Below are 25,305 nucleotides of genomic sequence, written 5' to 3' on the forward strand. Positions count from 1 at the left end.
ATGCCGATATTTGTCAGTGAGCCGGGACGACCAATAGAAACCCGTATTCCCGAAGCCTTCCGTAGTTCTCGGGTCGATGCGATGGACAAGAGCACTGAGTCCCACGCACTGAACACACAGCGGCATGACGAGTCTGACGCCAGTTATTTGAACGCGCAGCAAGCCGCTGCGAGGCGGGCTTTTAGCGAGTACAGTGAACACATGGATTCCGGGCCGGAAGCCGAGCGCGCCTACCTGCCGGTTTCACGGTTATACACCCCCTCTCTGTTTACATTGCCCGCCACTGCAAGCATGAAAGAGGCGCTGGCGGAAATGGGCGAGCACGGTATCCATCACCTGGTCATTCTCGCCGAGGGCGCCGTGGCAGGCCTCATTGATTTGAGTTGGACGCTCACCTGGCTACACGACAGCCAGAAAAATGCAGCGGACCAGAGTTTTACCAATATTGAGCTGCCTTCGTTTCTGACGGCTACCCTTGAAACGGATGCCCATCAGCTCGCGCGACTGATGCTGGCTCATCGACTTGATGCCGCACTGGTGATGGACCATAACGGGGCGCCAGAGGGCATTGTGACAGTGACGGACTATCTTCGCCTGTACGCGAATGTCAGCCGCAAGGAGGGTAGCGTTTAAGACGCTCTTCGTGGCCTGTGCGTATTCACGACCAGGCTCCATCAAGCGTCGGAGCTCACGGGTTTAACAAACGACCGGAACCGCTAAACACAGACAAATACCATAACTGGCCATCCGGTTGATCTTGCTCAATCAATGCGATGAATTTCTCATTTCGGTACTGAGTCAGCGCAATGACGCGTGAACCTGGCTTCTCACTTTGTGTTCGCCACAGTTCCTCCAACCCAGGCACTTCAACCAATTCATCGCTGAACGTTGCCTCAGCGTCTGGTGTTTCTCTCACTTGACGTCCAACGCGGGCAATGATCGCGTGACTGCCGTTCGAAGCAACAGCATCGTTGGCAACAAAGTCACCTTCGGTGAATCCCGCTGAGATGATATCCGACTCGAAAGCCGTGACAGTAGAAAATCCGTCCTGGGCATTATCGTCGATATCGTTCAGGGTCAAGGCACCGGACAATACCGCCGGAATCGAATAGTTCAGGATCGAGGCAGCCGCACTGTTCAGCCGTTGTGACCGCAACGTCAAATCATTCACCGAAAACCGGCTGACAATGCCAAAACGTCGGTATTCATCCGGTTTTACGGCAATCCATATCTGACCATCGGCCAACAATGCATCGGTGACAAGATCCTCTGCATTGGTTCCCCGCTGTCTAACCGTAATCGCTTCGGTTGCACTGGAGGCGTTGTAAAAAAAGTAGTCTTCACCACCCAATTGGGGCTCCCCTGCCACGGCTCCCCGACTACTGCCGATGAGAAATACACCCGTGCTTTGCGGGTCGAGCGAGTGCACCTTATCCGCAAGGCCAGAACCAACCTGGCGTGTCCAGGCAAGCGCTGGCAACAAGTTATCCTCCGACAATTCAGTGTCAATCCGTTGCACATAGGAGTCCAGATCTCCGGCGGATGTACTTTCAGGCCACGCACCGCTGGTTTCGCCTCCAATAAATACGTGACCAAACCGATCCAGAGCAACGGCACGGGGAATATCATCTCCCGCCGTTCCGGATTGGAATTGCCATATTCGGGCATACCCGGCCACACTGGAATCGTAACGGAACAGCGCAGCAATGCTGTCAATGCCGCCAGCATTGGCAGCGGCAGGCAGCGCATCCTCAGTGCCAAAAGCAACGATCAGCTCTCGCACAATGACGGTGCTGTCATCGCCATCAATCGCTCTTTCCGAATACGATAAAACAGGAGGGTTGATCAGGTCAGTGGTCGTCCCGGCGATCAAGTAGGCATCCGCCAACTGACCCTGGCGATCATAAGCCAATAATACGGGAGAGTTTGCCGGTACGTCCGGGCCACCACTGACATCTATGCCCGCGACTACCAACTGCCCATTAGCCGCAAAGGTCATGTCGGTCGGAATAAATCCGTCCTGACTCTGTATCACCGATTCGGTTGTAAATTCATTGATACTAACGCGAAGCCCGCCATCGGCCTGCGCCGCATAAAAATCGCGACCGTCCTGATATCGTTGGTCAACCGCCACCACGATCACTTTATCCGCATCCAGAGGCAGCGCACTGCCATTTTGGGCCGACAAATAGAATGTTACTTCGTTTTCGGCCGCAACCGGTGTATCACCCACTGACGCCTCGGCGAACACCAACTCCTCAATACTCTGGTAGACATCGTCCTCCGGGCCTGGCAGATCCGGCTCGTTGATTTTCTCAAGGATCTCAAAGTCCTCCACCGGCACTGCTGTCGTCCCTGTTCCATCCTTTAGCCGGACGCGGTACGACGCACCGTTATCCTCACGACCGATCAGTTTTGCGACATAAGGCCTTATTTCCCCGGCGTTGATGACATCGGTTTGGGCCCCGTCAGGCGTTTCAAATACCACAGACACTTCGTTATCAACGATGGACATGGTCTGACGAACCACCGTATTGCCGGCCCCAAGCGCCGCGAGTCCCTCACGCACATCCGTCAACTCCAGACGGTAAGACTCAAGTTTTTCAGGACTGTCATCATCAACGACTTCCAGGCGAATAAAACACTCGGTGATGCCAGGCTCCAGAGTTATAACACCGCGTGTCAGGTTATTATTGTCGTCTGGCAGGTATTCAAGGTAATCCGGCACCGGCAGTTGAGACGCGCTGTTACTGCCGAGCCCAACGATGTCTTGACCGATAATCGCCTTATCCCTGTTTTCAAATCCATTGGCGCACTTCTGATGCGGTGGCGCAATGTTGGCGCCAGCATCGCATTCGGTCGGGTCAAAATCCGACAGCAGCTCAAAAGCGACTTTGACCTTCGTCACCGAGGGCTGGTCCAGCAGAACGCGAACCAGAACGGGGTTGGTTGGTTTGGTGCGTGTCACAACACCGGAGACTGAGCCATCATCGTTGTATTGATCGGCCAGATAAGTGTGCTCACCTTGAATTCTAGGGGGCTCCTCCTCCCCGGACTCGATCCGAGCCTTAGCTTCGGTCTCGGTAATACCAATATCTTCCGGTAACTGACAGGTTCTGATCTGCCCTGCTTTGTCCGGTTTTTGGGCAGCGGAGGTGCCTTCACGAAACGATTCATCCGCACTGAGCGACAAAACATTCTCTTTTACATCGACATCAAACGGCCGCAAACCGACCAGGGTACCGTCTGTACCCAGCAAGGTGACATTTTCTGTTTTGCCCAGGTCACTGCGACCGCGGTTTCCTCCGGTGATGCCTGGGATTCCACGCATGATGATGCCTTGCCGCGCATTATTGTTGATGGCTTCAAGGGCTAACCAGGAAGGTGCTTTCGTCAACGAGTAATCAAGAACGTCTTCACCGCCATACGCACCAAAATTGTAATAGTACTCGACCCCCAGATACGCATTGGCGGCCGGCTGGCCCAGAATGGTGGGCTGATCCGGGTCTTTTTTGGTCTTACAGCCACTGAGGCTGGCGACACCCCAGGACGCAGCAATAACCAGGCAATAGCGGGCAAGGACAGACAAGGAGAGTTCGGCGCGCATGCAAAAATCCATTTCAAAATTTATTGTTATGGATACGGTGTCTTACACACCGTTACAGAACACGCCCATAGTAATCAATTTAGCCTGATGGCTACCTGCGCCAGTTCTCAGATTCACGCTGCGAGGCAGTCCAAAGGCCCCCTGGGCCGTCATTACGACTGCTGACGGGTTTCCAGAAACGTAATAAATTCCTGCTCACTGAGTACTTTGACACCAAGGGATTCCGCCTTGGTCAACTTGGAGCCTGCTGCGGCGCCTGCCACCAGGCTGGTGGTCTTGGCCGATACGCTGCCCGCTACTTTTGCCCCCAGGGATTCCAGCTTCTCCTTGGCTTCGTCCCGAGTCATCTCCGACAAGGTGCCGGTCAGCACCCAGGTCTCACCGGCCAATGGTTGGGCAGCCAGATCGACAGACTCCGACTGCCATTCAACCCCAGCCGATCTTAATGCGTCGATGGTTTCCTTGTTGTGCGATTGGTTGAAAAAGCTTTGGATGTGCCCTGCCACTATAGGACCGACATCCTGAACCGTCTGCAGGTCGTCGTCACTCGCCGCAGCAATGCGTTCCAACGTGCCGTAGTGGCGTGCCAGGGACTTGGCAGTTGCCTCCCCCACCTCCCTGATGCCCAGAGCATAGACAAACCGCCACAACTGGGGGCGCCTGGAGGCCGCAATGGCTTCAACCAGATTGCGTGCTGATTTTTCGCCCATTCGTTCCAGGCTTTGCAGGTCGACTACCGTAAGGTGATAAAGGTCCGCGACGGTTTTTACCATGCCTTTCTCAACCAGGATATCAATCCATTTGTCGCCCAAACCTTCAATATCCATGGCTTTGCGAGAGGCGAAGTGCTTGATGGCTTCCTTTCTTTGGGCGGCGCAATAGAGTCCGCCTGAACAACGGGCAACCACCTCACCCTCAATTTGGACAATATCAGAACCACAGACCGGGCAGTGAAGGGGCCGTTCAATCAGACGCGCATTTTCCGGGCGTTTGTCCAGGACTACCTTGACCACTTGAGGTATGACATCCCCGGCCCGCCGAACAAACACCGTATCCCCAATTCGAACATCCAGCCGAGCGATCTCGTCCATGTTGTGAAGAGTGGCATTGCTGACGGTCACACCACCCACAAACACCGGTCGTAAACGAGCCACGGGCGTCACAGCCCCCGTCCGGCCGACCTGAAACTCAACATCTTCAATGGTGGTCAGCTCTTCCTGCGCGGGAAATTTTTGAGCGATGGCCCAACGAGGCGCACGCGAAATAAAGCCCAGAGTCCGCTGCTGGGAAAAATCATTCACTTTGAAGACAATGCCGTCTATCTCATACGGCAGTGTTGCGCGTTTATCCAGCAAGCTTCGATAGGCATCCAGACATTCTTCCGCACCCGACGCTTTACGCATCTCCGGATTAATCCGGAATCCCCAGTCTTTGATCAAATTAAGGCAATCCCAGTGGTTGTCCGGCAACAGCCCCTCATCGACAACCGCGACACTGTAGCCACACAACTCAAGCGGTCGCCGCGCAGTCACCTTTGGGTTCTTCTGTCGCAGACTGCCCGCCGCGGCATTGCGGGGGTTTACAAATGTCTTGTCGCCCTTGTTTGCCAATCGTCGGTTCAATGCCTCAAACCCGGCACGAGGCATGTATACCTCCCCCCTAACCTCGACAAGATTGGGGTACCCTTGCCCTCTCAACATCAGCGGAACCGACGGAATGGTGCGAATGTTTGCAGTAATATCCTCGCCGGCGTAGCCATCGCCACGGGTCGCCGCCTGAATCAGACGACCGTTCTCATAATGCAGGCTGACGGCAAGCCCATCGAGCTTCGGCTCGCACACATACTCCACGGGTTCGTCCGTCCCTAACCGCTCCCTTACGCGACGGTCAAAATCCTTTAACTCTTCATCGGTAAAGGCATTGTCCAGCGACAGCATGGGCAGGCGATGCACCACCTCGTCAAAGGTGGTTTCGCCAGTTGCGCCCACTCTCTGAGTCGGTGACTCAGGCGTAATCAGGTCAGGATACTGAGTCTCAAGCGCCTGCAACTCGCGAAACAAACGATCATACTCCGCGTCCGGAACGGCTGGCTCATCGAGCACGTAATACCGGTAGTTATAATCGTTTATCTCCGCTCGCAGCTGCTCTATCCGGTGTGCGACGGTTGATGTGTTAGCCATACGGAAAAAACCCTTGCTCAACACGAAAATGCCCGGGCAAGCCGGGCATCCACGATAAAACCAGAAAGGCGGTCACACTCGCTGAGAGTGCTGAGAGTGCCGCTTTCTCTCATATTCCCTGATTCTTTGCCGACAATGCTCAACGGTTTGCGGCGTCATGACGCTTCGCCGTTCATCTTTTAATTCGCCACCGAGATTGCGAACCACACACTGAGCAGTTTCATGCATAAAGTCGAACGCCTGCATAGCGTTGGACGGGCCCGGCATGCTCATGAAAAAACTGATACCCGGCGTCGACATTGTCGCCATGTCCCGCGGCCGGAAGGTGCCCGGTTCAACGGCGTTGGCGACACTGAATTGTACCGGACTGTTGGTATCAACTCCTTCATGACGATGGTAAATGTCCATATCGCCGTGTTCGAGACCGCAAGCCTCGAACAGCTTTTTCAGGGCAGGCCCTGCAAACGCCTGGTCAGGTTTGGACAACACATTAATGACAATGACTTCCTGGGCATCCGGTCGATTCGCGCCCGCGACCGGTTGACTCGATTTACGCTTCGGCGCGGCACGGCGAGCCGTGTCCTCTTCCACCTCGGATGTAACGATCGGCGGCGCTTGATCGTCGTCGTTTTTGTCATCCGAGCGGTCATCGGTCGTATCCACGTCTGCTTCGGAATCGTCAGACGGGTTCACCGTGCGGGCCTGGCTCAGTGTCTCGTCATTAACGTCCGGCTCGTCGTCAATTGCACTCCAGCCCGACTCACCGGTCGCCTGCTCCCACTTATCCGCGCCCGACAGTTCATCGGGCTGAGTCGTCTGATCAGACGCTTTGACGGATGCCGGCTCAGTTTCCGAAGCCTGTGGCTCAGCCTTGACAGGCCGTGACGACACAATGGGGCGCGTTGGTTTGGGCTCCGGGTTGGCAAAGCGGCTGCGTCCGGATTTTTTCAGGTAACCTCGCTCCTGAAGCGTGTCCCGGGTAATGGGTCGGGCACCGCCATTGGGTAGTTCCGGGTTGAATGCGTCGTCCAGTGGCGACTCCTTCAGTTCGTCGGCGCCCATGCCCGATGATATCGCCATTGCGTCTTTTCGTGCACGCCGCATGCGGCGAATGCCATCAATTACAATGCCCAAAATCACCAGGGTACCTATGGCAATTAACCATTCCCTAAGAGACATAATCATGCAGTCCTGTGTGCGAATCGCGTAACGTCGTTACTCTATTCAATGCCGCTTCCGAATACAACGCGGCCCAGCGTAACATGGCCTTTTTGTCACTTTTTAAGTGTTTGATCTTCATAACTGGGCCAGGGCAGCCGCTTCCTCTACGTCCACCGAGACCAAACGGGAGCAACCCGGCTCATGCATGGTCACACCCATTAACTGACTGGCCATTTCCATGGCAATCTTGTTATGAGTGATATAGATAAACTGTACCTGATTGGACATTTCATTCACCAGGTTGGCATAACGTCCGACATTGGCATCGTCCAGCGGCGCGTCCACTTCGTCCAGCATACAGAAAGGCGCCGGGTTGAGCTGAAAGATTGAAAATACCAGGGCAATGGCAGTAAGTGCTTTCTCGCCACCGGACAGCAGATGTATTGTGCTGTTCTTCTTGCCGGGCGGCCGCGCCATTATTGTTACGCCGGTTTCAAGCAAATCTTCACCGGTTAATTCAAGGGACGCATTCCCGCCCCCAAAGACTTTCGGGAACAGCGCCTGCAAGCCACCATTGACCTTATCGAAGGTCTCCTTAAATCGCTGACGCGTCTCTCGATCAATCTTACGAATGGCATTATCCAGTATCTCAAGCGCCTCAACCAGATCCTCATGCTGGCTATCCAGGTAATTTTTTCGCTCACTCTGAACCTGGTATTCCTCGATCGCGGCCAGATTTATTGCACCCAGGCGCTGTATGCGGTTACCGATCTTCTCCAGCTCTTCTGCCCAAACGCTTTCGGTGGCGTCTTCGGACATGTGCTCCAATGTGTCTTTTAAGCTCACATCCAGCTCTTTCAGTTGCTCCAGGTGGTTTCCTGAGCGGATATCAAGAGCCTGGGATTCCAGTTTCATTTTCTCTAAATTGGCGCGAATGTCCTGGATAACATGCTCCGCACGACTGCGGCCCTGTTCCTTATCCCGGACTTCCCGGTCAATATCCTCCAATGCGTCCCGGGCCACCGAGAGCTTTTCTTCTTCCGCCAATCGGCGCTCAAGCAGACCTTCGAGCTGCATCTGCAGGTCTTCAACAGGCTCCTCAGCAGACTCCCGGCCTTCCTGAAGGATCGCCACACGCTCCTCCAGACGCTCTTTCTGCAATTGCATTCGGTCCAGCGTCTGCTTTAATCCATCCCTCTGACTGCACAAGGACTGCAACTGAAGCTGTATCTGATGCACACGGTCGCGGTCGTGACGGGCTTCCTGACGTAAATGGTCAAGATTCTCCCGCAGGCCATCCCGGCGGGCCAGCAATGATTCTTTCTCTTCATCGTTGTCTTCGGTGGCGGCCAGTGCTTCCTGCCACTCGAAGCGTGCCTCCGCCAACAGCTCCTGCTGCTCGGCCAGGTTTGCAGCCACTTCGGCCACGTCATCGTTAATCCGGTTCAGTCGTGCGTCAATCTGCTCAGTTCTGGCTTTAAGTCCGCTGATTTGGGACGAAACATTGCTGAGCTCACGTTCGGCATCACTGAGAACTTTCTGCGCATCTTCACGCTCGTTTTCCAGACTCGCCATACGCGTCTGGACGGCTGTCAGTGCTTCCTCCAAACCCTCCAGTGTCTCTGACTCCGCCTCGCACTCACCCTGCAACTGCTCGACTCGCCTTTGGCGCTCGATTACCCCAACCTGGCCTGCGTCGGATAACGGCATACGCAGCCAGTGACGCCCAATCCAGATACCGTCTTGGGTCAGGAAACTCGATGCCTCAGGTAACGAATCACGACGAGCGATCGCATCCTGCAGTGAACTGGCGATATTAATCGACGACAACAGTGCGCTAAAACCGCCGGCGCTGCCCACTTTCGATAGCAGGCCCTGCCCTGTCCGAGCGGTATTCGCCCGTGAAGTATGCTCGACAACGGCAACGCCCTTCGGCGCCTCTACCAAGGCAGTTTCAAGTTCCGACAGGCTCGACACGCACAAACTTTGCGACAGATTACCCATCACCTGCTCAACCGCGAACGACCACTCAGGATCGATGTCGAGCCTGTGCGCCAGGCGCGGAAGCTTCGCCAACTGATACTGAGCCAACCAGGCTTGCAAATCGGTGTCCTGGCCGCCCATCTGCTCGTCCAGCAGCGCTTGCTGGGAATTCAGATTCGCCTTCAGCGTCTGAACATGCTGGCGCTTGTCCGCAACGGCGATCTCAGCATCCCGTTGTCGTTGACGGGCGTTCTGAAGATGCTCCTGAATGGATTCAATGCTTGCCGCTGCGTCTTCTCTTTGCAGGTTGCAGAGTTCCTCCTGTTCGGCCAGTTCTGACAATGCCTCGCGGTCAAGTTGACTCTGCAGCATGGACCGCTCTTCATCCAGCCGTGATTGACGGTTTATCAGTTGCTCAATGGCATCTTCCATCGACCGAATCCGGGACTGGGCAAGCTCCACCTGTCGACGGGCATCCGATGAACGGTTGCTGAATGCTTCCCAGGTTTGTTGCCAGTCGCTCATTGCCTGTTCGGCTAGCTGAAGTTTTTCGCCGGACTGTTCCGCATGCCTGCTCAACGCCTCTTGCTCGGGCGTCAACATGGCAATCTCTTCTTCGGCCGTCCGCAGTTTATCTTCGTCGTGTTCAAGCTCCAGGCTCAGCTCACTCTGATTCGACATTGCCTGATCAAGCTCAATAGCCATTTGGCGACCGCGCTCGCGCTGGTGTTCGAGGCTTTGCTCAATCCGGGCGATATCCGAACCCGCTTCATAGTACCGGGCCTGAGCCTTGTTAAAGTGCTCAGTGCGCTCATAGTGGCTTTCTCGCAGCGACTCAAGAGACGTTTCGGTACTCACCCTCTCAGTCAACACCCGTTCCAGCTCGAGTTCGGTGTCACGGATGCGAACGCGAGCGGATTGCAGGTCTTCATCCAGGGCTTGCCACCGCAGCACCGTCAACTCGGCTTTCGTCTGGCGCTCTTCCTGCTTGAAAGATTTGTACTTCTCGGCCGATTGAGCCTGCCGCTGTAAATGCTGAAGCTGACGCTCAAGTTCTTCCCTCAGATCGGTCAGACGCTCCAGATTTTCCTGGGTCCGGCGAATCCTGTTTTCTGTCTCTTTGCGACGCTCTTTGTACTTGGATATGCCGGCCGCCTCTTCGATATAGATTCGAAGTTCTTCGGGCTTCGCCTCGATCAGGCGTGAAATCATACCCTGCTCGATAATGGCGTAACTTCGGGGACCAAGGCCGGTACCCAGAAAAAGATCGGTGATGTCTCGCCGGCGGCATTTCGCCCCGTTCAGGAAATACTCAGACTGCCCCTCCCGCGACACGCGGCGGCGAACGGATATTTCATTGAACTTGGCGAACTCGCCCGGTGCCGAGCCATCACTGTTGTCAAACAAGAGTTCGATAGAGGCCTGACCGACAGGTTTGCGGGCACTGGAACCGTTGAAGATGACGTCGGTCATTGATTCGCCACGCAGGTACTTGGCCGAGCTCTCGCCCATCACCCAACGCACCGCATCGATGATATTGGATTTGCCACAGCCGTTGGGTCCAACAACCGCGGTCATATTGGAGGGAAAAGGTACCGTGGTCGGGTCGACAAAAGATTTGAAACCCGCCAACTTGATCGATTTCAGACGCATGTGATGTCTTTTCGCCCGTTTACTGATCCAGAGAGATACTGAGAGAACATTCGCCAAACCTGAGTGTCAGGCGGTGTCCGCATGTTCCAGAATACTGAGCACCTGACGGCGCTGATGCTCACCAAATTCCCGAATACTGTTCTCAAGCGCTGCTGTATTGCCAGCGGTTGCGCTCTCCGCAAGCTGCTGAAAAAAGTGCTCGGTCTCAGCAAGCTCTCCCCGGAAATTTTCCAGAGCGACATAGTAGGTTCTGCTGATGGCGGGCTTAAAGTTTTCGAGCGTTTCTTCCAGAAAAGGATTGCCAACCAGGCGGTACGCATGACGCATGACGTCGAATCCGGCATCAATAACGTTTTCCATCGATTCCTGCCCACTGAGCTTGCGGGCATTGATCAACTGTTGAAGCTCCGCAACCCGGGCCATCATGCCGGACAGTTCAACGCCAGACCACTGTTCGAGCACCTTACGGCCCAACATGCACAACAGCTCAATGTAAATATCATACAGACTATTGACGAGATCTTTGGTCAACAATGACACCACGGCCCCGCGGCGCGGAAATATTTCGATCAAGTGGCGCCGTTCCAGAATCAACAGCGCCTCACGGACAGAGCCTCGACTGACGTCCAGGTCCCCTGCGACTTTCAGTTCCTGAATGCGCTGGCCTGGCCTGAGCTGACCGGTGATGATTCTTTGGCCCAAGTGCTGGGCAATTTGCTCTGACAGACTTTCAGGTGCCTGAAATCTCATAAATTCTTTCGCTTGACGGGTCTTGTAAAACGCAAAGTGTACCACACGTTGGCCGTCCTCCAGCGCTGTAGAAGACTTTTCATAATCGCGTGACAGGAAGCGGAAGGCCATTGCCGCCTGAACGGCATTTTTTTGACGGTAAAACGGGGCAACACCGCATAAAACAGATTAAAAACACGGTATACGACTGTTTATATTGAATATATTTTTGATGGCACCATTTCTGCTTTGCACCTGGCAGACGACTTAAGGGGCAACCAATGTCAGGCACCACCACACCATTTATTGCGCGTACCAGCGATCAACTTCGTAAACTGGCGGCGCTTCGCAAGGCGAGCGCTCACTGGCGCGACGCTGATGACGTGTTTACACGGTTGTGTCGTCGCATGACAGTTTCGCTGAATCTGGAGTACCTCATTGCCATTTTTGCTGAAGAACTCGGCACAATTGTGGCATTTGACCACTTAACCTATCGCCACAGGATTGGCTGCCAGGACTTTGTTTACGCATCCGGCTTGGGCGGTCAGCATCGGTGTGATTACCGCCTAAGTCTGGAAGGTGTGAACTACGGTGGTTTAACGGTGACGCGCCGAGCAAGATTCTCAGAGGAAGAACAGGAAGCAATAGAACAACTTCTGAGTGTTGCCATCTGTCCGATTCGGAATGCGTGTCAGTTTGAGGCCGTTCAACAAACAGCCCTGACCGATGCACTTACGCAAATTCCAAACAAACGGGCGCTGGATGAAGCGCTGGTAAAACAGTGCCACCTTGGTGACCGTCACGATGAGGTTTGTTCGCTTATCCTTTGCGACCTTGATCATTTCAAACGCATTAATGACACCTATGGCCATGTGATTGGCGACCATATATTGCATGCGGTGGCCAAAGAGTTGGCCAAAGCCACCCGGAACAGTGATGGCATCTATCGCTTTGGTGGCGAAGAATTCGCCATCATCTTACCTCATACCGGGGAAGACGAAGCCAGAGTGGTAGCAGATCGCATCAGGGGGTTTGTTGCGCAGGTCGTCGTTAATTGCGGCGAGAGCGACGTCGCCACAACCGCCAGTGCTGGCTTAGCCTTGCGCCAGGCAAACGAGACTCCGTCAGAGTGGCTGGCGCGAGCCGATGAAGCGCTGTATCGAGCCAAGAAACAAGGTCGCAATTGCACCCGCGTATCCGACTGCATCGCTAACCACCCCTCCTGAGCTGCCAAAGTCCCCTCGCGACCTTAGCTATGCCTGGCCTTCTACTTACGTCTGGCAGGCTTCTTGGTGACCGGCGGTTTGGTTCCGCTGACCTGCCACTTACTCCCCCTCTGCTTTTTGCCATGGGAAGCAGGCTGTTTTCGCTGCTTACGTTCGATGGCCTTTTGTTCACCCGGCGTTTTTGCCGGTATTGTGATGGAGCCGAGACCCACCGCTTTGCTTAAGTCGTCAACACCCTTTTGCTCCATTTCTTCCCATCGCCCAACACTGAGCCGACTTGGCAGAAATACCGGTCCGTAGCGCACACGCTTCAAGCGGCTGACCTGGACCCCTTGGGATTCCCACAAACGTCGCACCTCACGGTTCCTGCCTTCAAAAAGCGTCACGTGATACCACTGATTAATGCCTTTACCGCCCGCGGATGACACGTCGGAAAAACGCGCAATACCGTCATCCAGCAAGACACCGTCGATCAGACGCTTCATCATTGCCTCATCAACTTCACCAAATACCCGCACTGCATACTCACGGTCGATTTCATGGGACGGATGCATCAAGCGATTCGCCAGTTCGCCGTCAGTGGTAAACAGCATCAGGCCAGTGGTATTTATATCGAGACGGCCAATAGCAATCCATCGTTGCTCCTTTAACCGAGGGAGACTGTCAAACACGGTAGGCCGACCCTCAGGGTCACGCCGGGTGGTCACTTCACCTTCCGGTTTGTTGTATACCAGAACCCTGCGCACGGTCTCAGCCGCAGCGTGAATGTCGAGCTTGCGACCATCCAGTTCGATACGATCGTCGATGGTGACCTTTTGGCCTGGTTCGGCCAGTTGGCCATTAACGGAAATGCGGCTGGCTTCAATCCAGCCATCCACTTCACGTCGGGACCCCACTCCGGCTCGGGCCAATATTTTTTGCAGTCTTTCCGGTTCAGGGGTGGTTGTGCGTGACGGCCTGTCCGGCTTGTTACGCGGGCGTTCTGACGCCATGGGTCTTTCCTTTTAGATCAACTGAGCGCGAAGCATCAGTGAAGAGTTTGATCATCGGTCTGTTCGTCTGACGGAGATTCAAATTCAATTTCCGCCTGTATCGTTTTCTCAATCTCGCGGCCAATTTCATCCAGATCCCGAATCTCCGACAATGGCGGCAGCTGGTCGAGACTGGCCAGATTGAAGTAGTCGAGAAACTGTTTGGTGGTGGCATACATTGCTGGCCTGCCCGGAACATCCCGATGGCCGACCACTCGCACCCATTCGCGCTCCAGCAAGGTGCGAACAATATTACTGCTCACGGCGACGCCACGAATATCCTCGATTTCACCCCGGGTGATGGGCTGGCGATAGGCAATCAGGGCAAGTGTCTCGAGCAACGCACGGGAGTATCGCTGGGGTTTTTCCTCGAACAATTTTGAAACCCACGGTGCATACTCCTGTCGCACCTGAAACCGGTAACCACTGGCCACTCTCACAAGCTCAAACCCGCGCCCCTCACAGGACTTTTCAAGCTGGAACATGACATGTTCCATAACCTGTCGTGCCGGGCGGTCTCCTTCATCAAAAAGATCACGCAATTGATCGAGCCCCATGGGCTTGCCAGCGGCCAGCAACGCAGCCTCTACAATCCGCTGGACCCAGCGTAAATTTTCTTCGTTCATATCATGAAAACTCTAACAGAGCCCATTCTGAGGAACCATCAAACACCAACCCAGGCCTTCAGTTCGACGCACGGGAGCGAATATGAATTGCTCCAAGCACCTCGGCCTGAACGATTTCGATCAGCTGTTCTTTTACCAACTCAAGAGTGGCCAGAAACGTCACAACCACCCCCAATCGGCCTTCCTCAACGGTGAACAGACTTTCAAATTTCACAAATTGATCGTTATTGAGTGTCGCAAGAATTGCCGACATACGCTCACGCGTGGACAACTTTTCCCGCTCAACGTGGTGGCTGGTAAACAGATCCGCCCGCTGTAACACCCCCTGAAGTGCCAGCAAAAGTTCCCGGAGGTCTACGTCTGGCGATGATTGACGGCTGGGCAGTACAGGCAGCCCCGCTCCACCAATAAAGGTATCACGCTCCACCCTGGGCAGTTGGTCAATGTCTTCCGCGGCTTTCTTGAAGCGTTCATATTGCTGCAGGCGACGAATCAACTCCGCCCGGGGGTCTACCTCATCATCCTCATCCAGCACCTGTCGCGGCAAGAGCATTCTCGATTTTATCTCTGCAAGCGTTGCGGCCATCACCAGATACTCGGCTGCCAACTCGAACCGTATCGCTTCGACTGCCCCAATGTAATCCATGTACTGACGGGTTATTTCGCTCACATCGATGTCCAGAATGTTCATATTCTGGCGCCGAATCAGGTACAACAGCAAATCCAGAGGCCCCTCAAACGCCTCCAGAAACACGGCTAACGCATCCGGCGGAATATAAAGATCTGAAGGCAGATCAACCAGAGCCTTGCCTGACACTCTCGCCAATGGTGCTGTCTCGGCCACCGTTGCGTCGTCACTGACGTCGGTTTGATCGCTGACGGACTCGTCGGTCATGCCTTAACCTGCACCAGACTGATCGTCGTTCAGGGGTTTCAACGGTAACGAAGTCCCATGGCTGCCCGGACTTCGTCCAGCGTGTCACGAGCTGCATCACGCGCTTGCTCGCAGCCCTCGTCAATAATGGATCGAACCAGGTCCGGGTTGCCCTCGTACTCTCGCGCTCGCTCATGCAGCGGCCGCTGCTCTTCCACAATGGCATCGATTACCGGCTTTTTGCAGTCCAGACAGCCAATACCGGCGCTCCGACAACCAATCTGAACCCATTCCTGAGTGTCCTTATCGGAGTAGACCTGATGAAGCCCCCAAACAGGACACTTTTCGGGCTCTCCAGGATCGGTACGACGGACTCGCTGTGGGTCCGTCTGCATGGTGCGTATTTTTTGGGCAACGCTATCTGGCTCTTCTCGTAAGCCAATGGTGTTGCCATAGGACTTGGACATCTTCTGCCCATCGAGCCCCGGCATTTTTGAGTCCGGTGTCAACAACGCCTGGGGCTCTGGCAAAATTACCTTACCACCGCCCTCGATGTACCCGTACAAACGCTCGCTGTCACCCAGTGAGATGTTCTGCTGCTCCTTGAGCAAGGCCCGGGCCGTGTCCAGCGCCTCCAGGTCGCCCTCTTCCTGATAGCGTCGCTTGAGGGACCTGTAGAGTTTGGCGTTCTTTTTACCCATTTTAACAATGGCCGCCTCGGCCTGCTCCTCAAAGCCCGGTTCCCGGCCATAGAGGTGGTTAAACCGGCGCGCAACTTCACGGGTAATTTCGACGTGAGACACCTGATCTGCACCCACCGGCACACGGCCCGCACGGTACATGAGTATGTCTGCACTCTGTAGCAATGGGTATCCCAGGAAGCCGTAGGTCGCCAGGTCTTTCTCTCTCAGTTTTTCCTGCTGATCTTTGTAAGTTGGTACCCGCTCAAGCCACCCCAGCGGGGTAATCATGGACAACAGCAAGTGCAACTCGGCGTGCTCCGGAACACGGGACTGAATAAACAGCGTGGCCGACCCCGGATTGACGCCTGCCGCAAGCCAGTCAATAACCATATCCCACACGCTTTCCTCGATCATCGAGGGGTCGTCGTAATTCGTGGTCAATGCATGCCAATCGGCAACAAAGAAAAAACACTCGAATTCATGTTGGAGCTTAACCCAGTTTTTAAGCACACCATGGTAATGACCGAGGTGAAGCTTACCGGTTGGACGCATACCGGACAGCACCCGTTGCTGGGATTCGACAGAACTCAAAGCATGAACTCCTTTCGTATTAGAGAATATGAGCCATCATAAAAGAGACTAAACGGCGATTATAGACTCATGTGTCGACGAGGTTAATGTAAAAACAAAAAACCCCCGATATCCAACCAGGTCGGATCGGGGGTTTTTCAGTAATGGCGGAGACTTACCAGCCAGTTACTTCTTTCAGAGCCTTGCCAATTTCAGCGAGACTGCGCACGGTTTTGACGCCGGCATCTTCCAGGGCCGCGAATTTTTCATCCGCAGTGCCCTTACCACCTGCAATAATGGCACCTGCATGCCCCATACGCTTGCCTGGAGGTGCAGTAACACCGGCAATGTAGGAAACAACCGGCTTGGTGACGTTGGTTTTGATGAACGCCGCCGCTTCTTCTTCCGCATTGCCACCGATCTCACCGATCATGACAATCGCTTCAGTCTGCGGATCGTCTTGCAGTAATTGCAGAATATCAATGAAGTTGGACCCCGGAATTGGGTCACCACCAATGCCGACACACGTCGACTGGCCGTAACCAAAGTCCGTTGTCTGCTTGACGGCTTCATAGGTCAAAGTACCTGAGCGGGATACAATACCAACCTTGCCTGGCTTATGGATGTGGCCGGGCATGATGCCGATTTTGCTCTCGCCTGGTGTGATCACGCCCGGGCAGTTTGGACCGATCATCCGCACGCCTTTACGGTCTACGTATTCTTTGGCGTAAAGCATATCGATGGTCGGAATACCTTCTGTAATACACACAATCAATTCAATGCCGGCATCTGCCGCTTCAATGATTGCGTCTTTACAAAAAGGTGCGGGTACGTAGATGACAGTGGCGGTCGCGCCGGTTGTCTCAACGGCATCTCGCACAGTATTAAAAACGGGCAAACCAAGGTGTTCGGTGCCACCCTTACCAGGACTGACACCACCAACCATCTGAGTGCCATAGGCAATGGCTTGCTCGGAGTGGAATGTACCCTGCGCGCCGGTAAAGCCCTGACAGATAACCTTGGTGTCTTTATTAATCAGGATGCTCATTACTTACCCCCTGCGGCTTTAACGACTTGTTCTGCGGCATCCGCCAGGCTAGTGGCGGCAATAATGTTCAGCCCGCTTTCTGCCAGTACCTTCGTACCCAGGTCAGCGTTGTTGCCCTCAAGACGAACCACAACAGGAACCTTAACGCCCACATCCTTCACGGCACCGATGATACCCTCAGCGATCATGTCGCAACGGACGATGCCGCCGAAAATGTTCACTAAAACGGCCTGCACAGCGTCATCCGACAGAATGATCTTGAAGGCTTCCGTTACACGCTCTTTAGTCGCGCCGCCCCCAACATCCAGGAAGTTTGCCGGTCTGCCACCGCTCAGCTTGATGATGTCCATGGTGCCCATGGCCAAGCCTGCGCCGTTAACCATACAGCCAATGTTGCCTTCCAGCGCAACGTAGTTCAGTTCCCATTTGGCTGCGTCGGCTTCGCGGGAATCTTCCTGTGAAGGATCATGCATATCGCGAATTTTTGGCTGACGGTACAGGGCGTTGCCATCAACACCGATTTTTGCGTCCAGACAATGCAGGTCGCCCTTGTCTGTGATGACCAACGGATTAATTTCCAGAAGCGCCAGGTCATAATCTTCAAACAAATTAGCAAGGCCCATAAAAATCTTGGTGAACTGCTTGATCTGATCGCCCTTCAGGCCCAGTTTAAACGCCAGCTCACGAGCTTGGTACGGCTGTGCCCCCACCAACGGGTCGACGGTTGCCTTGAGAATTTTCTCAGGTGTTTCCTCGGCAACTTTCTCAATCTCAACGCCGCCTTCGGTGGACGCCATGAATACGATACGTCGCGTACCACGATCAACAACGGCACCCAGGTAGAGTTCCTGATCGATATCCGTCAGAGACTCGACCAATATTTTGCTAACTGGCTGACCATGCTCATCGGTCTGGTAGGTTACAAGGTTCTTGCCCAACCATTTTTCAGCGAAAGCCCGGATGTCATCTTTGTTGTCCAGCAGCTTTACGCCACCGGCCTTACCGCGACCGCCCGCATGAACCTGGGCTTTAACAACCCAGCGATCACCGCCAATTTTGTCTGCAGCTGCGGCTGCTTCGTCAGGTGTATCGCAGGCAATGCCCTCTGATACTGGCAAACCGTATTCAGCGAATAGCTGCTTGCCCTGATATTCGTGCAAATTCATAACAAATGTCCCGCTTTTTGATGGAGGATAACCACGTACGGAAATCGAATCCGCTGTTTGCGAATTCTCGTCGATGCGCCGGGGATCACCTCAGCGCATCCAAGCAGATTCGGAAATCGCCAATCAATGGCTTAGGGGCGCTCCATTGCGCCCCAATCGAACCGCTTTATTTCTTTTTCCGACGATTGGCAATGTGGATTGCCCCGTCGTTGACACCCAGAGCCGCTTCATGCACTGACTCGGAGAGAGTCGGGTGCGCGAAACAGGTTAGCGCCAGATCTTCAGCACTGGAGCCAAACTCCATTGCAATTACGCCTTGCGCAACCAGTTCCGATGCTTGGGGGCCGATAACATGGAAACCCAAAATTCGGTCGGTTTTTTCGTCAGCGATGATCTTGACCATCCCAGATGCCGAGTTCGCCGCCATAGCACGGCCGTTTGCTGCAAAAGGAAAAGTACCCACTTTGTAGGCTTCACCTTCTGCCTTGAGCTGCTCTTCCGTTTTACCAACCCAGGCCAGTTCAGGATGGGTGTAGATAACATTCGGAATGCAGTCGTAGTTGACCTGAGGTTTGTGTCCCGCAATGCGCTCAGCCACCATAACACCCTCTTCGGATGCTTTGTGCGCCAGCATAGGCCCGCGAACCACGTCGCCCACAGCCCAAATTCCAGGTGCATCCGTCTGGCACTGCTCATCGACGAAAATAAAGCCGCGCTCGTCGAGGTTAACACCCGCGTCAGCGGCCAAAAGATTTTCGGTATTCGGCCGGCGGCCTACGGCAACAATCAGCTTGTCAACTTTCAGCTCCTGTTCACCCTTGGCATCCTCGTAGGTAACGTTAACCAAGTTCCGCTTAACCGATGTGCCAGTCACACGAGCCTTGAGCTGGATGTCCAGTCCCTGTTTTTTAAACTGCTTGAGTGCGTCTTTTGCACACTGCTGATCAACCGCTGGCAAGAACGTATCGAGGGCTTCCAGAACAGTGACTTCCGATCCCAGGCGAGCCCAAACGCTGCCTAGCTCCAGGCCGATAACACCTGCGCCAATGACACCCACCCTTTTTGGTACTTCTTCAAACTCCAGCGCACCCTCGGAATCGACGATAAAACCGTCCTTCAGCGGCGCAGGTGGAATGTTGATGGGGTTTGACCCAGTCGCAATGATGACATTGTCGGCTTCGTAGGTCGTGGCCTTGCCATCATTACCCGTTACTTCCACTTGCCGGTTCGCAAGAATCTTGCCGCGGCCGTGAATCGGTGTGACGCCATTCGCCTTGAACAGGGAAGCAATGCCACCCGTCAATTGCTTAACAATGCCGGTTTTACGCTCCATCATTTTCGGAACATTAACCTTCAGGTCTTTTAGCTCGATGCCCTGATCCGCGAAGCCATGACCGGCCTCTTCATATTTATGCGAAATCTCAAGCAACGCCTTGGATGGGATACAACCAACGTTGAGACAGGTTCCGCCCAGTGTCTGCTTGCCCTCCTCCGAGGTCCAAGATTCAACACAGGCTGTTTTTAATCCCAGTTGCGCGGCTTTGATGGCTGCAACGTAGCCGCCAGGACCCGCACCAATGACGATAACGTCGTACTTATCAGACATGTTTTATCCCGTTTTCTGATTCATTGAGTGACAGATTCAAACGTCCAGCAGAATACGCGCTGGATCTTCAACCATGTCCTTGATGGCCACCAGGAACTGAACAGCTTCTTTGCCATCAATCATTCGGTGGTCGTACGAAAGCGCCAGATACATCATCGGCAGTACAACAACTTGCCCATCAACCACCATGGCGCGCTCCTGGATCTTATGCATTCCAAGGATCGCCGTTTGCGGTGGATTCAGAATGGGCGTGGACATAAGAGACCCGAAAACGCCACCGTTTGAAATCGTAAACGTGCCACCGGTCATTTCTTCGATACCAAGCTTACCGTCTTTAGCCTTCGTGCCATATTCGACGATTTTCTTTTCGATATCGGCAAGCCCAAGGGCGTCGGTATCTCGCAAAACCGGAACCACAAGCCCGCGATCGCTGGAAACGGCAACACCGATATCCTGATACCCGTGGTACACCATGTCATTGCCATCAATCGACGCGTTCACCGCCGGGAAGCGCTTCAATGCTTCCGTTGCCGCCTTCACGAACAGGGACATAAAGCCCAGCTTGATGCCGTGACGCTTCTCAAAACCATCTTTGTACTGCTTTCGCAGATCCATTAATGGTTTCATATTGACTTCGTTGAATGTGGTCAGCATGGCCGCATTTTGCTGGGCACTGACCAAACGCTTGGCAATGCTCGAGCGAAGACGGGTCATCGGTACCCGCTTCTCTGCGCGCTCACCTGCCGCGACCTTGACTTCAGGCATGGCGGCGGCACCCTTGGCTGCCGGAGGCGTGCTCGACTTACTGGTCTCAACGTAGCTTTGTACGTCTTCTTTTGTTACGCGACCGTCTTTTCCTGTTCCTTTCACTGACTCAGGGTCGACGTTATTTTCTTCCGCCAGTTTTCTGGCCGCCGGACTCAGGATTGCTTCGCCTTTGTTTCCAGCATCCCCGCCATCGTCGTTGTTTGGAGCTTCTGATTCAGACGCTTTGCTTTCGTCAGTTTTCGGTGAGGCATCGTTGCCTTTGGCGCCGGCCTTGAATTTGCCAACAACTTCACCGCTTTCAACAGTTTCACCCTCGCCTTTGAGGACCTCTTCGATTACGCCATCGGCAGGTGCAACTACTTCCAGAACCACCTTGTCGGTTTCAATATCGACTATCAGTTCATCCCGGGCGCAGGCTTCACCAGGCTTTTTGTGCCAGGTCGCCACTGTACCTTCGGCGACCGATTCGGGAAAAACGGGTGCTTTTATCTCTGTTGACATCTCTGATCCTTAGTTCGGTAGCTCGTCAGATTTCAAATGCGTCGTTAACCAATTTCTTCTGCTCTTCAATGTGAACGGACAAATGTCCACACGCGGGAGCAGCGGAAGCATCACGACCGGCATACTGAAGGTAAAGCTTTGGGTTATGGCGATGCAGTGCATTCCTCATGTGATGCTGACTGCAATACCACGCGCCCTGATTCATTGGCTCTTCCTGACACCACGCCACGTGCTGAAGCTTTGTGTACTGGCTGAGTAGCTCGTCCAGGTCATCCGCTGGGAATGGGTATAGCTGCTCCAGTCGAAGAATGGCGACATCTTCACGATTATCGACCTTTTTCTTCTCCAGCAAATCGAAATAAACCTTGCCGCTACACATAATCAGACGCCGAACCTTTTTCGGGTCTGACGGCTCTTTCTCCGGTAGTACCGTCTGGAAAGTGCCCTCAGTCAAATCATCAAGACCTGAGGTAGCCTCTTTATGCCGAAGAAGACTCTTTGGCGTAATAGCAACCAGCGGCTTGCGCAAGGGCCTCTTCACCTGCCGCCGAAGCATATGGAATGTCTGGGATGGAGTTGTCGGCACACAAACCTGAATGTTGTGCTCCGCGCAGAGCTGCAGAAAACGTTCGATGCGGGCGGAGCTGTGTTCAGGACCCTGCCCCTCATAGCCATGAGGCAATAGTAGGGTCAGACCGCAGAGACGTCCCCACTTATGCTCACCACTGGTAAGGAACTGGTCGATAACGACCTGAGCACCATTGGCGAAATCGCCAAATTGCGCTTCCCAAACAATCAGTGCGTCCGGCGTGGTCGTTGAATAACCATACTCAAATGCCATAACCGCTTCTTCGGAAAGCAACGAATCGTACAATTCAAAATCTGGCTGTTTTTCCGAAAGCTGCTGCAGCGGAACGTAGGTTTCGCCATTTTTCTGGTTATGCAATACCGCGTGACGGTGAGAGAAGGTGCCGCGCCCGACGTCTTGACCGGTGATTCTGATCGGATGACCTTCGTTGAGCAGCGTTGCGTAGGCCATGACTTCACCATAGCCCCAATTTATCGGCAATGCACCGGCAGTCATCTTGTTGCGGTCGTCGACGATCTTGGAGACTTGACGCTGAACCGCAAAGCCTTCCGGCAGTTGCCCCATTTTCTTACCAAGACGCTGAAGCGTCTTCAGGTTCACGCTGGTTTTGCACTTGGCTGTCCACTCGTGGCCCAGATGGGGCTGCCAGTCCACATAAAGCTCTTTGTTGGGCTCTTTAACCAGCGACTTTACAACATGGTCGCCTTTGTCCAGAGCATCACGATAATCGAGTTCAATTTTTTTGGATTCGTCACCGTCCAACAGCCCTCGCTCTATCAGCTGATTGGCGTACAACTCGCGAGTGGTTTTCATCTTGCGGATTTTTTCGTACATGATCGGCTGGGTTGCCGAAGGCTCGTCAGCCTCATTGTGACCACGACGGCGATAACACACTAAATCTATGACCACATCACCCTTGAACTCATTGCGGTAGTCCATCGCCATTTGAGTGGCAAACATGACCGCTTCAGGGTCATCGGCGTTGACGTGCAAGATAGGCGCCTGAACCATTTTCGCCACGTCGGTACAGTATTCCGTCGAGCGGGCGTCTTCCTGTCGGCTTGTGGTAAAACCCACCTGATTATTGATTACGATGTGAATGGTGCCACCGACGCCATAACCCCGCGTCTGCGACATCTGCAACGTCTCCATTACCACACCCTGGCCCGCAAACGCAGCGTCGCCGTGCATGATAATTGGGACAACCTGGCTGCCATCGTTGTCACTCCGGCGGGTTTGGCGCGCTCGCACCGATCCAACCACCACCGGCGACACAATCTCCAGGTGTGACGGGTTGAAGGCGAGCGCCAGGTGAATTTCTCCACCTTCCGTCATGATATTCGACGAGAAACCCTGGTGATATTTCACATCGCCAGACCCCGAATCCGCGAGCCGCTTGCCCTCAAACTCATCAAAGAGTTCTTTCGGGTTCTTACCCAAGGTATTCACCAGGACATTAAGGCGGCCCCGGTGAGCCATACCCAAAACAATTTCTTTCGCGCCGTAACCGCCTGCTCGCTGGATCAGTTCATCAAGGCAGGGAATTAGACTTTCAGCACCTTCAAGACCAAACCGTTTTACACCCGGGTAGCGGGACCCAAGGTATTTCTCCAGACCCTCAGCCGCGGTTAAACGCTCCAAGATATGACGGCGAGTCTTGGACTCAAATTCCGGGCGCGAACGAACGGGCTCCATGCGCTGCTGGAACCAGCGTTTAATCTTGGTATCGACAACGTGCATGTATTCTGCGCCGATACTGCCACAATAGGTTTGGTTCAGGCCTTCGAATATGTCGCCCAGCTTCATGGTCTCTGCACCAAAACAGAGAGACCCGGTCTGGAACTCAAGATCGCGATCGGAATCCGACAGATCGTGGAAACTGAGATTCAGATCCTCTACTTCGGGTCTAACCAGAACCCCAAGTGGATCAAGCTTGGCAAGCTGATGACCACGGAACCGAAAGGCGTTAATTAACTGAAGGACTCGAATCTGCTTTTTATCCGCATCTGAAATAGCACTCGCAGGTACACCACCGTTGGCTAGAAAACGCTGATTTCGAGAGATGTGCTCAAATTGTTCGCGGATCGACGAGTGGACAACGTCGCGGCCTTTATGACCATCAACACTGGGTAACTTGTCGAAATAGCTTCGCCATTCCTCAGGAATAGCGTTCGGGTCTGTCAGGTAGGTTTCAAAAAGCTGTTCGACATAGGCGAGATTCCCCCCTTGTAGGTGGGATGTCTGCCATAACTGCTCCATGATGCTTTCATGCATTTTGAATAGCTCACCTTGGACTGGTGCGGGGAGCTCACTATGGTCGGCCAGGGGTAAATCACAGTCAATACGGGTTTTTACAGGCTCGACTGTTGGCACCACAGCTTGCACGGATGTTTTCCGGTCCCCAGTGGTTTTGATACTAAGCAAAGCCGTAAGAAAGCTTTTTGGGCCTTCAAAACGGCTTTCAAAGTTTGCTCTCTAAAAAAGCTTATAGCTATAAGCCTTTGGTGGAAGCCCCGCCCCTTTGCAGGGCTCCCTGAGAGTTTTGCGTCTGTCAGAACAGTATAGCGGGTTACAGGACTTGCGTTGCTTACGTAGCGCGCTGCAACAGCAGATCCCGAATGTGCCCAATAGCCTTGGTTGGATTCAGGCCTTTTGGACAAACACTCACGCAGTTCATAATGCCCCTGCAGCGAAACACACTGAACGGGTCATCCAGGTTCGACAGCCGCTCTTCTTGCGCGGTGTCACGACTGTCTGCCAGGAAGCGGTACGCCTGCAGCAATCCGGCCGGGCCGATAAACTTATCAGGATTCCACCAGAACGATGGGCAAGATGTCGAACAGCATGCACACAGGATACACTCGTACAAGCCATCCAGCTTTTCTCGATCTTCAGGCGACTGATACCGCTCTATCGCCGGCGCCGGCTTATCGTTCATCAGGTATGGCATGACCTTTTCATACTGTTTGTAGAAAAGACTCATGTCCACGACCAAATCACGAATGACTGGTAAACCGGGCAACGGCCGCAGAACCAGCTTGTTCTTTTTCACGACTTCGGACAGTGGCGTAATGCAGCCAAGACCGTTTTTGCCATTCATATTCATTCCGTCGGAACCACAAACGCCTTCACGGCATGAGCGGCGAAACGCGATCGACGGATCCTTCTCTTTCAGCAAAGTAATGACGTCCAACACCATCAAATCTTTGCCTTCCGGCAACTCCAGCTCAATGTCCTGCATGTACGGGGCATTGTCTGTTTCCGGGTTGTAACGATATAGGCTCACCAACATATCAGCATCCCC

At 53.9% G+C, this 25,305-nt stretch carries 17 protein-coding genes; 2 read left to right on the forward strand and 15 right to left on the reverse strand.

The window, feature by feature from the left end; all coding sequences use genetic code 11:
* Entirely contained in the window at window positions 1–633 is a 633-nt protein-coding gene (locus GRX64_RS02790) for a CBS domain-containing protein (RefSeq protein ID WP_166263671.1), read from the forward strand.
* A gap of 55 nt (window positions 634–688) precedes the next feature.
* Here the strand turns inward: GRX64_RS02790 and GRX64_RS02795 are convergent, their stop codons facing one another.
* From GRX64_RS02795 to GRX64_RS02815, 5 genes are all read right to left on the reverse strand, one after another.
* Window positions 689–3,607 (reverse strand): hypothetical protein, encoded by a 2,919-nt coding sequence (locus GRX64_RS02795; protein ID WP_166263672.1) that lies wholly within the window; start codon window positions 3,605–3,607, stop codon window positions 689–691.
* A 152-nt stretch (window positions 3,608–3,759) separates the two neighbouring features.
* Window positions 3,760–5,787, reverse strand: a complete 2,028-nt coding sequence (gene ligA / locus GRX64_RS02800; protein WP_166263673.1) for an NAD-dependent DNA ligase LigA — start codon at window positions 5,785–5,787, stop codon at window positions 3,760–3,762.
* Between the two features lie 72 nt (window positions 5,788–5,859).
* Entirely contained in the window at window positions 5,860–6,966 is a 1,107-nt protein-coding gene (gene zipA, locus GRX64_RS02805; RefSeq protein ID WP_166263674.1) for a cell division protein ZipA, read from the reverse strand.
* 117 nt (window positions 6,967–7,083) lie between these two features.
* Window positions 7,084–10,584: a chromosome segregation protein SMC gene (gene smc / locus GRX64_RS02810; protein ID WP_166263675.1), complete on the reverse strand. Its 3,501-nt coding sequence runs from the start codon at window positions 10,582–10,584 to the stop codon at window positions 7,084–7,086.
* Between the two features lie 66 nt (window positions 10,585–10,650).
* The gene (locus tag GRX64_RS02815) at window positions 10,651–11,334 is read right to left on the reverse strand and encodes a GntR family transcriptional regulator (RefSeq protein ID WP_166263676.1); all 684 of its coding nucleotides are present in this window, start codon (window positions 11,332–11,334) and stop codon (window positions 10,651–10,653) included.
* Between the two features lie 260 nt (window positions 11,335–11,594).
* Here GRX64_RS02815 and GRX64_RS02820 point away from each other — a divergent pair, with 260 nt between their 5' ends.
* Complete coding sequence (locus GRX64_RS02820; RefSeq protein WP_166263677.1) at window positions 11,595–12,539, forward strand: GGDEF domain-containing protein; 945 nt, start codon at window positions 11,595–11,597, stop codon at window positions 12,537–12,539.
* Between the two features lie 41 nt (window positions 12,540–12,580).
* Here GRX64_RS02820 and rluB read toward each other — a convergent pair whose 3' ends face one another.
* From rluB to GRX64_RS02870, 10 genes are all read right to left on the reverse strand, one after another.
* Entirely contained in the window at window positions 12,581–13,531 is a 951-nt protein-coding gene (rluB, locus tag GRX64_RS02825) for a 23S rRNA pseudouridine(2605) synthase RluB (protein ID WP_166263678.1), read from the reverse strand.
* Window positions 13,532–13,566: 35 nt separating this feature from the next.
* Entirely contained in the window at window positions 13,567–14,196 is a 630-nt protein-coding gene (scpB, locus tag GRX64_RS02830) for an SMC-Scp complex subunit ScpB (RefSeq protein ID WP_166263679.1), read from the reverse strand.
* Between the two features lie 58 nt (window positions 14,197–14,254).
* Entirely contained in the window at window positions 14,255–15,091 is an 837-nt protein-coding gene (locus GRX64_RS02835) for a segregation and condensation protein A (RefSeq protein ID WP_166263680.1), read from the reverse strand.
* A gap of 38 nt (window positions 15,092–15,129) precedes the next feature.
* The gene (locus GRX64_RS02840) at window positions 15,130–16,344 is read right to left on the reverse strand and encodes a tryptophan--tRNA ligase (RefSeq protein ID WP_207308711.1); all 1,215 of its coding nucleotides are present in this window, start codon (window positions 16,342–16,344) and stop codon (window positions 15,130–15,132) included.
* Between the two features lie 154 nt (window positions 16,345–16,498).
* The gene (gene sucD, locus GRX64_RS02845) at window positions 16,499–17,371 is read right to left on the reverse strand and encodes a succinate--CoA ligase subunit alpha (RefSeq protein ID WP_166263681.1); all 873 of its coding nucleotides are present in this window, start codon (window positions 17,369–17,371) and stop codon (window positions 16,499–16,501) included.
* Window positions 17,371–18,537 (reverse strand): ADP-forming succinate--CoA ligase subunit beta, encoded by a 1,167-nt coding sequence (gene sucC / locus GRX64_RS02850; protein WP_166263682.1) that lies wholly within the window; start codon window positions 18,535–18,537, stop codon window positions 17,371–17,373. The genes sucD and sucC overlap by 1 nt, the downstream gene beginning before the upstream one ends.
* A gap of 166 nt (window positions 18,538–18,703) precedes the next feature.
* Entirely contained in the window at window positions 18,704–20,143 is a 1,440-nt protein-coding gene (lpdA, locus tag GRX64_RS02855; RefSeq protein WP_166263683.1) for a dihydrolipoyl dehydrogenase, read from the reverse strand.
* Between the two features lie 36 nt (window positions 20,144–20,179).
* Complete coding sequence (gene odhB / locus GRX64_RS02860) at window positions 20,180–21,412, reverse strand: 2-oxoglutarate dehydrogenase complex dihydrolipoyllysine-residue succinyltransferase (RefSeq protein ID WP_166263684.1); 1,233 nt, start codon at window positions 21,410–21,412, stop codon at window positions 20,180–20,182.
* A 25-nt stretch (window positions 21,413–21,437) separates the two neighbouring features.
* Window positions 21,438–24,275, reverse strand: a complete 2,838-nt coding sequence (locus tag GRX64_RS02865; RefSeq protein WP_166263685.1) for a 2-oxoglutarate dehydrogenase E1 component — start codon at window positions 24,273–24,275, stop codon at window positions 21,438–21,440.
* Between the two features lie 313 nt (window positions 24,276–24,588).
* The gene (locus GRX64_RS02870) at window positions 24,589–25,293 is read right to left on the reverse strand and encodes a succinate dehydrogenase iron-sulfur subunit (RefSeq protein WP_166263686.1); all 705 of its coding nucleotides are present in this window, start codon (window positions 25,291–25,293) and stop codon (window positions 24,589–24,591) included.
* Window positions 25,294–25,305 lie beyond the last annotated feature (12 nt).

Origin of the sequence: Marinobacter caseinilyticus (genome assembly GCF_011074955.1) — a bacterium.
GTDB lineage: Bacteria > Pseudomonadota > Gammaproteobacteria > Pseudomonadales > Oleiphilaceae > Marinobacter > Marinobacter caseinilyticus.

Excerpts from the sequence above, each read along its gene's own strand:
- GRX64_RS02790 (WP_166263671.1), top strand. The coding sequence starts at position 1 with ATGCCGATATTTGTCAGTGAGCCGGGACGACCAATAGAAACCCGTATT.
- GRX64_RS02795 (WP_166263672.1), bottom strand. The coding sequence starts at position 3,607 with ATGCGCGCCGAACTCTCCTTGTCTGTCCTTGCCCGCTATTGCCTGGTT.
- ligA (WP_166263673.1), bottom strand. The coding sequence starts at position 5,787 with ATGGCTAACACATCAACCGTCGCACACCGGATAGAGCAGCTGCGAGCG.
- zipA (WP_166263674.1), bottom strand. The coding sequence starts at position 6,966 with ATGTCTCTTAGGGAATGGTTAATTGCCATAGGTACCCTGGTGATTTTG.
- smc (WP_166263675.1), bottom strand. The coding sequence starts at position 10,584 with ATGCGTCTGAAATCGATCAAGTTGGCGGGTTTCAAATCTTTTGTCGAC.
- GRX64_RS02815 (WP_166263676.1), bottom strand. The coding sequence starts at position 11,334 with ATGAGATTTCAGGCACCTGAAAGTCTGTCAGAGCAAATTGCCCAGCAC.
- GRX64_RS02820 (WP_166263677.1), top strand. The coding sequence starts at position 11,595 with ATGTCAGGCACCACCACACCATTTATTGCGCGTACCAGCGATCAACTT.
- rluB (WP_166263678.1), bottom strand. The coding sequence starts at position 13,531 with ATGGCGTCAGAACGCCCGCGTAACAAGCCGGACAGGCCGTCACGCACA.
- scpB (WP_166263679.1), bottom strand. The coding sequence starts at position 14,196 with ATGAACGAAGAAAATTTACGCTGGGTCCAGCGGATTGTAGAGGCTGCG.
- GRX64_RS02835 (WP_166263680.1), bottom strand. The coding sequence starts at position 15,091 with ATGACCGACGAGTCCGTCAGCGATCAAACCGACGTCAGTGACGACGCA.
- sucD (WP_166263681.1), bottom strand. The coding sequence starts at position 17,371 with ATGAGCATCCTGATTAATAAAGACACCAAGGTTATCTGTCAGGGCTTT.
- sucC (WP_166263682.1), bottom strand. The coding sequence starts at position 18,537 with ATGAATTTGCACGAATATCAGGGCAAGCAGCTATTCGCTGAATACGGT.
- lpdA (WP_166263683.1), bottom strand. The coding sequence starts at position 20,143 with ATGTCTGATAAGTACGACGTTATCGTCATTGGTGCGGGTCCTGGCGGC.
- odhB (WP_166263684.1), bottom strand. The coding sequence starts at position 21,412 with ATGTCAACAGAGATAAAAGCACCCGTTTTTCCCGAATCGGTCGCCGAA.
- GRX64_RS02865 (WP_166263685.1), bottom strand. The coding sequence starts at position 24,275 with ATGCATGAAAGCATCATGGAGCAGTTATGGCAGACATCCCACCTACAA.
- GRX64_RS02870 (WP_166263686.1), bottom strand. The coding sequence starts at position 25,293 with ATGTTGGTGAGCCTATATCGTTACAACCCGGAAACAGACAATGCCCCG.